The sequence below is a fragment of the Amycolatopsis thailandensis genome, assembly GCF_002234405.1.
Taxonomy (GTDB): Bacteria; Actinomycetota; Actinomycetes; order Mycobacteriales; family Pseudonocardiaceae; genus Amycolatopsis; species Amycolatopsis thailandensis.
Map to the genome: position 1 here is coordinate 24,277 of NZ_NMQT01000180.1, position 7,497 is coordinate 31,773.

The following is a 7,497-nucleotide window of genomic DNA, read 5'->3' on the forward strand; positions in this document are numbered from 1 at the left end:
TTTGCACAACCGCGTCGGATCGACGGGAACGGGTGCCGGAGTGTTTCTACTGGATCGGCCGACGGTGTGTACCGCGAATGTGACGTTGAATTGATGACGGAAAGTCGCGATACCCGGCGTTCGTGACACGGACGGGCGTTTCGGTGTGGCGGCTTTTGACACGGATGTGGCGCCGGTCCTACGCTCCGTGCATTCGAGTGCGCCGGTGGCGCGCGGACGAAAGGGAATTCGTGCCCGTAATCGTCGGCCTACTCAACAGCGGGAGAACGCACACGTGAGCTGGCAGCCCGTTGGCGCGTTGTGGGCACGTCTGCCGAGGGAACTCGGTGACGCCGTCCGTCCCCGGATCCCGGCGATCGCCCGGCACTGCGTCGAAGGCGTGGTGTCCGAGATCGCTGAATGCGCCGAAGTGTTCAGTGACAGCGAGGCCCGCGCGGCGGCCGTCGAGCTGACCAGGCGCGGCATCGAACGCGCCATCGACCGGGTCGGCGTCCCCGAACTGCTGCAGAACGACCTGCTGGCGGATTTCCGCGCGCAGGGCAGGCTCGCGTTCCATCAGGGACTCAGCCGCGAGGCCGCGCAGGCGGCGTTCAGGGTCACGAGCCGGGTGCTGTGGCGTGCGATCGCCGCGGCCGGCCGTCAGCTCCAGCTGTCCGGCGACGTCCTCTATGGGGCGGCGGAATGCCTCTTCGGCGACGTCGTCGAGGTGACGATGGCGCTCACGGACGGATACAACGCCGCGCAGGCCGAATCGGCAGGGCCCGCGGAGCAGCGGGCCCGGCTGTTCCGGCTGCTGACCGCCGGCGCGGGGTACACCCAGGCCGACGCCGGAGCGCTCGCCGTCGCCATCGGCTGGCGGATCCCGCCTCGCGTCACCGCCGTCGTCTTCGTCTCGGAACCGGGTGCGCCCGCCTTCCCGTCGGGCCTCTTGCCCTCGGCGGTGCCCGCGGACTTCGTGTCGGACGCGCCCGGTGCCCTCGTGGCCTGTCCGAAAGCCGATCTCGACGGCCTGCGGGAACTGCCGTCCGGCTGGTCCGCGACGGTCGGGGTGCCGGTCCCGGCGGACCAGGCCGCCGAATCGTTCCGGATCGCGCGCCGCGCGTCCGAGCTGGCCCGGCGGGGGCTGATCACCACGGTCGGGCCGGTGCTGTGGTGCGAGGAGCACCTCACCACGCTGCTGCTGCTCGCCGACGAGTTCCTGCTGGATCGGCTGGCCGGAGAAGCGCTGGAACCGCTGTCGGGGCTAGCGCCGAAGCAGCACGACGAGCTGTCGGCGACCCTGCTCACGCAGGTGCAGACGCGGGGGAGCGCGCCCGAGATCGCCCGGCAGCTCGCCGTGCACCCCCAGACGGTGCGGGCACGCCTGCGGCGGCTCGCGGAGCTGTTCGGCGAGCGGCTGGACGATCCGGATCAGCGGCTGCGGATCGAGCTGGCGCTGCGTGCGGAACGGCTGCGCCCCGCGGACGTCTGACGGGCCCCGGCGACCGGGAACACCCAGCGCCGGTAGCCCCACCAGCGGAACGCCGACCCCGCCGCGGTGCCCAGCAGCATCCCGCTGACGAAGTCGGCGATCTCCTGGGCGAGAAAGCTGACTTCGGGGACTTCGAGACGCAGGACGTACCGCGAGATCAGCGGCGGGCACAGATTGATCGTCACGGCGATCGCGTTGACGGCGAAGAACAGCGTCGCCTCGTGGAGCCGTCGCCTGCCGCCGCGGGTGTGGAACGCCCAGCGCCGGGAAAGCAAGTACGCGAAGGCCGTCGCCACAACGGTCGCGATCGCCAGCGCCGTGACCGGTTTCTCTTGCAGGACGGTGAGTTTGAGCCCGTAGTTGGTCCCGAGGGTGAGGCCGAACGCGGCGAGGCCGACGGTGGCGAACCGGAGCAGCTCACGCCGCTTCCCGGTCCGCGCGCCGCCGGCCGCCGCGCCGTCCACAAAGGACGCGGGGGCGGTTCTGAGCACCGCGGGCTCAGCAGTTCGACGTCGTCGGGACGCCCGCGACCCGGTCCTTGAGGAAGGCCAGGACGTCGGCGTTGCCGGTGTAGACCGCCGTGATGTGGTCGGTTTCGAAGGTCTTCCAGGTCGTCTTGACCCCGGCGGCGCAGTAGGCCTTGTGCAGGGCGTCGGCTTGGGCGAACTGCACGAGCTGGTCCTGGGTGGCGTGGTAGAGGAACACCGGGACCTTGGGCGGTGTGCCGCCGAGCTTGTTCTCGTTGAGCCGCTTGACCCATTCCGGCCGGACGTATCCGGCACTGGTCGTGTAGTCGGCGATCTTCTGGTTCGCGTAGGTGGTGAGCAGCTCGAACGTGCACGCGCTCTTCTGCATCTCCGCGAGCTTCACGCGGCCGTTGTCGCTGAGGAACGAGTCCAGCTTCAACTCGGGGTACGCGTTGTCCAGGCCGACGAGGGCGTAGGCGAAGACGCCGAAACCCGCTTTCCCGTCGAGTTGCAGGGTGACCTGGACGAGGTCGGCGGGCACGCCACCGGCGGCGACGCCGACGAGGTTCAGCTCCGGCGCGTAGGCGGGCTGGAGCTCACCGGCCCAGGCCGCCGCTCCGCCACCCTGCGAGTATCCGCGGAAGGCCACCTTGGCGTCGGTGGACAGTTTCGCCTCCGGCAAACGCTGTGCGGCGCGGACCGCGTCGATCACCGCCGGGCCTTCCGAGCGCCCGACCACGTACGTCGTCTTCGGGTCCTGCCGGTAGCCCTCGTAGTCGGTGAGCGCGACGGCGTATCCGGCGTCGAGCGCGTCGTCGAGACCGGACTGTTCGTAGAACGCGCCGATGTCGATCATCTTCGACGGCGTGCAGTCGAACGCGGGACCGTGCGTACCGGCCGCGAACGAGACGATCGGTGCCTTCGCCGGGTCGACGTTCTTCGGCACCAGCACCGTCCCGGTCACCGCGTCCGGCCGCCCGAGGGCGTCCGTCGACAGGTACATCACCTGCCACGCGTTGACGGAATCCTTACGTGGACCGGCTTTCGAGATCCGCGAGCGGATGACGTCGCCCGGTTTGCCCGCCGGGAGCGGGGACGGCGGGGTGTAGAACGAGTCGTCGGACGCCGCCGGGGTGGCGGAGTTCGCCGGGGTCCCGCTCAGCGCGGTCAGCAGACCGGCGGCGAGGACGGTCGCCACCGCCGCGGCGAGCAGCCGGCGGGAGGGGTGAGGGAACGAGATCGGCACGGCCGGGCCTCCAGAGCGCGGATGGGATGACGTCCCCGAGGGGACGGTCTGCGTGGGTCGGCGACGGTGAGGGTTGTCGAGCCGATCGACAACGTGTCACGGCCGCGTCGGCAAGGTGGCTGTGATGGAGGGGGATCGAAGGTGTCGCGAAAGCAGCGGTGAGGCGTGAGCCGGGGGAGGCTCCGCGTGGAGCATGCCCCGCCCGGCCCGCGACACCACCACGACCGCTTCGCCTCACGAAGGTGGGCACTCAGGCGTTTCCGCCGTAGACCTGACGGCAGGTGGTGGATTCGGCGAACGCGAGGTTGAGTTCCGGGTTGGCGCGCAGGTGCTTGATCGGGCCTTCAGGCTCGCTCAGCCCGCTCATCGAGGAGTCGGCGTCGGCGACCACCTTCTGGAGACTCGCCTGATCGGTGACCTTCGCGTCCTGCATCTTCGTCAGGGTGGCGGACACCTTCGTCTTGGTTTCGCCGAGCGTGGTGGTGGCCTTGTCCACGGCGGACTGTCCATCCGGGACCGGTGGCACACCGGCGTTCCGGATCCCGCCCGCCATGTCGTCGAGCGCGGCGGAAAGCGAGTTCAGGAAACCGACCATGGCGGTCTTCGTGCCCTGCGGGTTGGCGGGATCGAACGCGGGCGGCTGGGAGATCTTCGCCGAGCCCGTCGCGACCCCCGAGCACACCTTGTCCACCCAGGCGAGCGCGGCCGGGTCGGCGTGCCGCCCGGTGTCGGCGGGCTTGTCGGACCCGCAGGCGCTCAGCAGGACCGCGGCGGCGGTCGCGGAGACGATGGCGAACGCGATTCGCGCTGCCGTGCGGCGCATTCTTTTCATGGTTTCCCCGTCGAATTCGGCGAAAGAGGGCCGGTCGTGGCACGAGGAGTGCGAATCCGCGGTGGTCGGCGGTGACCGGCTTGCTGAACCGCGAGGTTACTCACGAAAGAATCCGGCAGGCAAGACAGGGGTGTGCGGGGAAAGGTCGATTGGCACCCGCGAGATAGTTTCGCGCGGTGTGATTGTCACCTGCGTCAGCGGTTCCTCAGGCGGCCTCGACTGGCCCTGTGCTGGGGAAACCCATGTGCCGCTACTAGGAACCGGGTGTGCGCACCGTGCCAGGGTGACAATTTACCGGGACCGCGTCAACTTTTCCGGGGAAGCACTTGATAGCGGTGCGGACGCGTCGTTAGTTTACTGTTCGGTTGCGATCCGTCAGACATCGTCGCTACCCGGAGAATTCTCTCGGGCCGATATTCATTGCTCTGGGGAATTGTACGCCGTTTCGTATCATCGTTGATACCACGGAAGGACGATCGTGAGTCACCGTAGAGGAACCAAGAAGGCGGTCGCCGCCGCCGCTGCCGGTGCCGTGGGGCTTGCCACCGCGGTACTCGTGGTCGGGGCACAGAGCAGTGTCGCCGATCCGATCTCGCTCCCGCTCAACTACCACTGCAACCTGCCGCTCGTGGGGTCGCAGTCGCTGAAGGTGGTGATCAACACCGATCTTCCGCTGTCGGTCAAGACCGGTCAGCCGACCGGAACGTTCGACATCAAGGCCATCTCCACGATCAACGCGGACACGGTCAGCGGGCTCAACCTGATCGGTGCCACCACGTTGGAAGGCCAGGCCATCGCGGCGGCGACCGTGGCGGCACCGGGGCTCAACCTCCCGGTCAAGGTCCCCAACGACATCGCCAAGCAGAACATCCCCACTTCGGGCGAGATGACGGTCAACGCGGCGGGCAAGACCCCTTCGCTGACCTTCAACCAGCCCGGCGAGGCGAAGATCACCGTGGGTGACCTCCAGCTGAAGGTCACCCCGCGCAAGGCCGACGGTTCGGTCACCGGCATCACGCCGGACGGCACGATCGACGCGCCGTGCACGCAGGATCCGGGCCAGAACAACACCCTGGCGACGATCAAGATCGGTGACGGCGGGGGCGGCACCACCACGCCGACCACTCCCACCACCCCGACCACGCCGACGACCCCCACGACGCCGACCACGCCTACGACCCCGACCACGCCGACCACCACCCCCGGTGGCGGCGGGATCAAGTACGCGTTCGGCATCAAGGGTCAGACCGCGCTGAAGTCGCTCGGCAGCACCGCGCCGATCAACGGTGGCTTCGACGCGGACGTCGACCTGGCTTCGAAGACGTTCACCGGTGACCTCAAGCTCGACCCGTCGTCCACCCAGTTCAAGCTCTTCGGGTTCATCGACGGTAAGTCGGAGATCAAGGTCGAACAGGTCGGCAAGCAGACCGGTGAGCTCGTCGGCACCGGTTTCAAGGCGCACATCAAGTTCAACGTGTTCCTGCCGAGCGTGCAGGTCTTCGGGATCCCGATCAGCAGTGACCCGAAGTGCGGCACGGTCAGCCCGTCCACCAGCGAGATGACCACCGGTCCCGACTTCGACCTGCTCAAGGGCGGGAAGCTGACGGGCACCTACTCGTTGTCGGCGTTGCAGAACTGCGGCCAGCTGAACGACTGGGTCAGCGCGTTCGCCAAGAGTGACGGCAACACGCTCGACCTGAACCTCACCAAGAAGTAGTCAGGCAAGCCGGTCCCCGTCGCTGCTCGCGGCGGGGACCGGTGCCGTTTCAGTGCCGTTTCGGCGTCGTCAGGAAGGCGACCATGCCCCTTCGCATCAACGTCCGGATGCTGCTCGCGGCGGGCCTCATCGTCCTGCTCACCGCCGCCAGCCTGCTGTTCGTCGCCGTCCACAGTGCGGCGGCGGGCACCCCCGTGGACAAGAAACTGTCGTTCACCTGCCCTTTTCCGTTGATCGGGTTGCAGAAGCTCGACGTGAACATCAAGGCCGACTTCGAGGTCCCGACCGCGCCCGGCGGCACGCTCACCACCTCCGGGCTGACGATCACCGTCACCGTGCCGGACAAGGCGGCGCGCGGGCTCAACCTCGTCGGCGCCACCACCATCGAAGGCACCGCGGCGGCGGGCGTCACGCTGGTCAACGGGGACGCGAAGCCGTTCCCCGTGCGCATCCCGCTGGACGTCGCCAAAACCGAACTTCCGCCGTCCGGCAGCTTCACCACGGTGGCCAAGGGCTCCGTGCCGACGGTGACACTGGCGAAGCCGGGCAAGACCACCTTGACCGTCGGTGACTTCACCACCCGCCTGACCCCGAAGAAAGCCGACGGCTCGTACACGGGGATCGGCTCGTTCACCTCGGACTGCGCGCTCGACCCCGGCCAGGACGCGGTCCTGCTCTCTTTCGACCTCGGTGAGAAGCCCGCGGGGCATCGGTACGCGGTCGCCGGCAAGACCGGAGTCAAGGCGCTCGGCGCCACCGCGCCCCTGACCGGAACCTTCGACCTGAGCCCCACCGCGGCCACGGTGTTCAGCGGTGGTCCGGTGTTCGACAAGGCGCACACCGAGTTCCGGCTGTTCGGCTTCGTGCCGGGCGCGGCCGATCTGGAGTTCGTCGCCGACGGACCCCAAGGCGGCGATCTGGCCGGGACCGGTTTCGTCGCGCGGCCCCGGTTCACGACCGTCCTTCCGCTCGTGACGCTCGTCGGCATGCCGGTCAGCAGCGGGCCGGGCTGCCGGACGTCGGCCCCGTCGACGGCGGAGCTGCGTACCGGCGACGGTTTCACCATGGCGGCAGGGGGCGCGCTCACCGGTACCTACTTGCTGGCGCCGTTGACCGGTTGCGGGGCGTTCACCCCGTATCTGAGCACCTTTGTGCAGGGGGAGGGCAATACGTTCGATCTCGTGTTGAGCCCGCGGAAGGGTTAGGGGTCGCGTGGGTCGTGAGTGGCGATTCGGGTTCTGGTGGGCTGGTGATTTGGTTACCTGCTGGGTTCGTCGCGTCGTCTACCGCTGGATGTGGCCGGTAGGGCTTTGAACAGTGCGGCGCGGGTTGTGAAAGCCACTTTCGCAACGTTGAAGGTTGTGAACGTGGCTTTCGCATCACGACCACCCGGGCCCAGCGGTCCCGGCGGCATCGCGCAGTGAGTCCTCTGAATGCCCCGGCTGCCGGAATAGCGCGATCCCGACACCTCCTCCGCCAGGTCGGTCCAGGTGGTCGTGAGTGGCGATTCGGGTTCTATCGAGGGGTAAGGCAAAGGAGGCCTTCACGGACTTGGTACCTGACAGGACACCTTTGCCATACCTCTCGATAGCCCGAATCGCCACTCACGACCACGGTGACCAAGCTCAGTACTTTCGCGTGTCCAGGCGGACGACACGTGTGTCCAGGCGGACGACACGTGTGATCAGCCGGACGACACTCGGCGACGGCCGAGTCCATCGCGTGTCGTCCGTCTGATCACGTGCGCCGTCCGCTCAGTCACGC

6 protein-coding genes are annotated in these 7,497 nt (G+C 68.2%); 3 read left to right on the top strand and 3 right to left on the bottom strand.

The window, feature by feature from the left end; all coding sequences use genetic code 11:
- Positions 1-274: 274 nt before the first annotated feature.
- Positions 275-1,471, top strand: a complete 1,197-nt coding sequence (locus CFP71_RS39935; RefSeq protein ID WP_093939080.1) for a PucR family transcriptional regulator — start codon at positions 275-277, stop codon at positions 1,469-1,471.
- Here the strand turns inward: CFP71_RS39935 and CFP71_RS39940 are convergent.
- The 3 genes from CFP71_RS39940 to CFP71_RS39950 form a co-directional block, all read right to left on the bottom strand.
- A complete protein-coding gene (locus tag CFP71_RS39940) occupies positions 1,411-1,962 on the bottom strand; it encodes a GtrA family protein (RefSeq protein ID WP_244200009.1) in 552 nt (183 codons plus the stop codon). The two genes, CFP71_RS39935 and CFP71_RS39940, sit on opposite strands and share 61 nt — an antisense overlap.
- A gap of 7 nt (positions 1,963-1,969) precedes the next feature.
- Positions 1,970-3,184 (bottom strand): lipase family protein, encoded by a 1,215-nt coding sequence (locus tag CFP71_RS39945; RefSeq protein ID WP_093939081.1) that lies wholly within the window; start codon positions 3,182-3,184, stop codon positions 1,970-1,972.
- A 250-nt stretch (positions 3,185-3,434) separates the two neighbouring features.
- Positions 3,435-4,007 (bottom strand): hypothetical protein, encoded by a 573-nt coding sequence (locus tag CFP71_RS39950; protein ID WP_093939082.1) that lies wholly within the window; start codon positions 4,005-4,007, stop codon positions 3,435-3,437.
- Between the two features lie 487 nt (positions 4,008-4,494).
- On the opposite strand from CFP71_RS39950, the gene CFP71_RS39955 reads away from it, so the two are divergent.
- A complete protein-coding gene (locus tag CFP71_RS39955; protein ID WP_093939083.1) occupies positions 4,495-5,733 on the top strand; it encodes a DUF6801 domain-containing protein in 1,239 nt (412 codons plus the stop codon).
- A gap of 83 nt (positions 5,734-5,816) precedes the next feature.
- Positions 5,817-6,938: a DUF6801 domain-containing protein gene (locus CFP71_RS39960; RefSeq protein ID WP_093939084.1), complete on the top strand. Its 1,122-nt coding sequence runs from the start codon at positions 5,817-5,819 to the stop codon at positions 6,936-6,938.
- Positions 6,939-7,497: the final 559 nt, after the last annotated feature.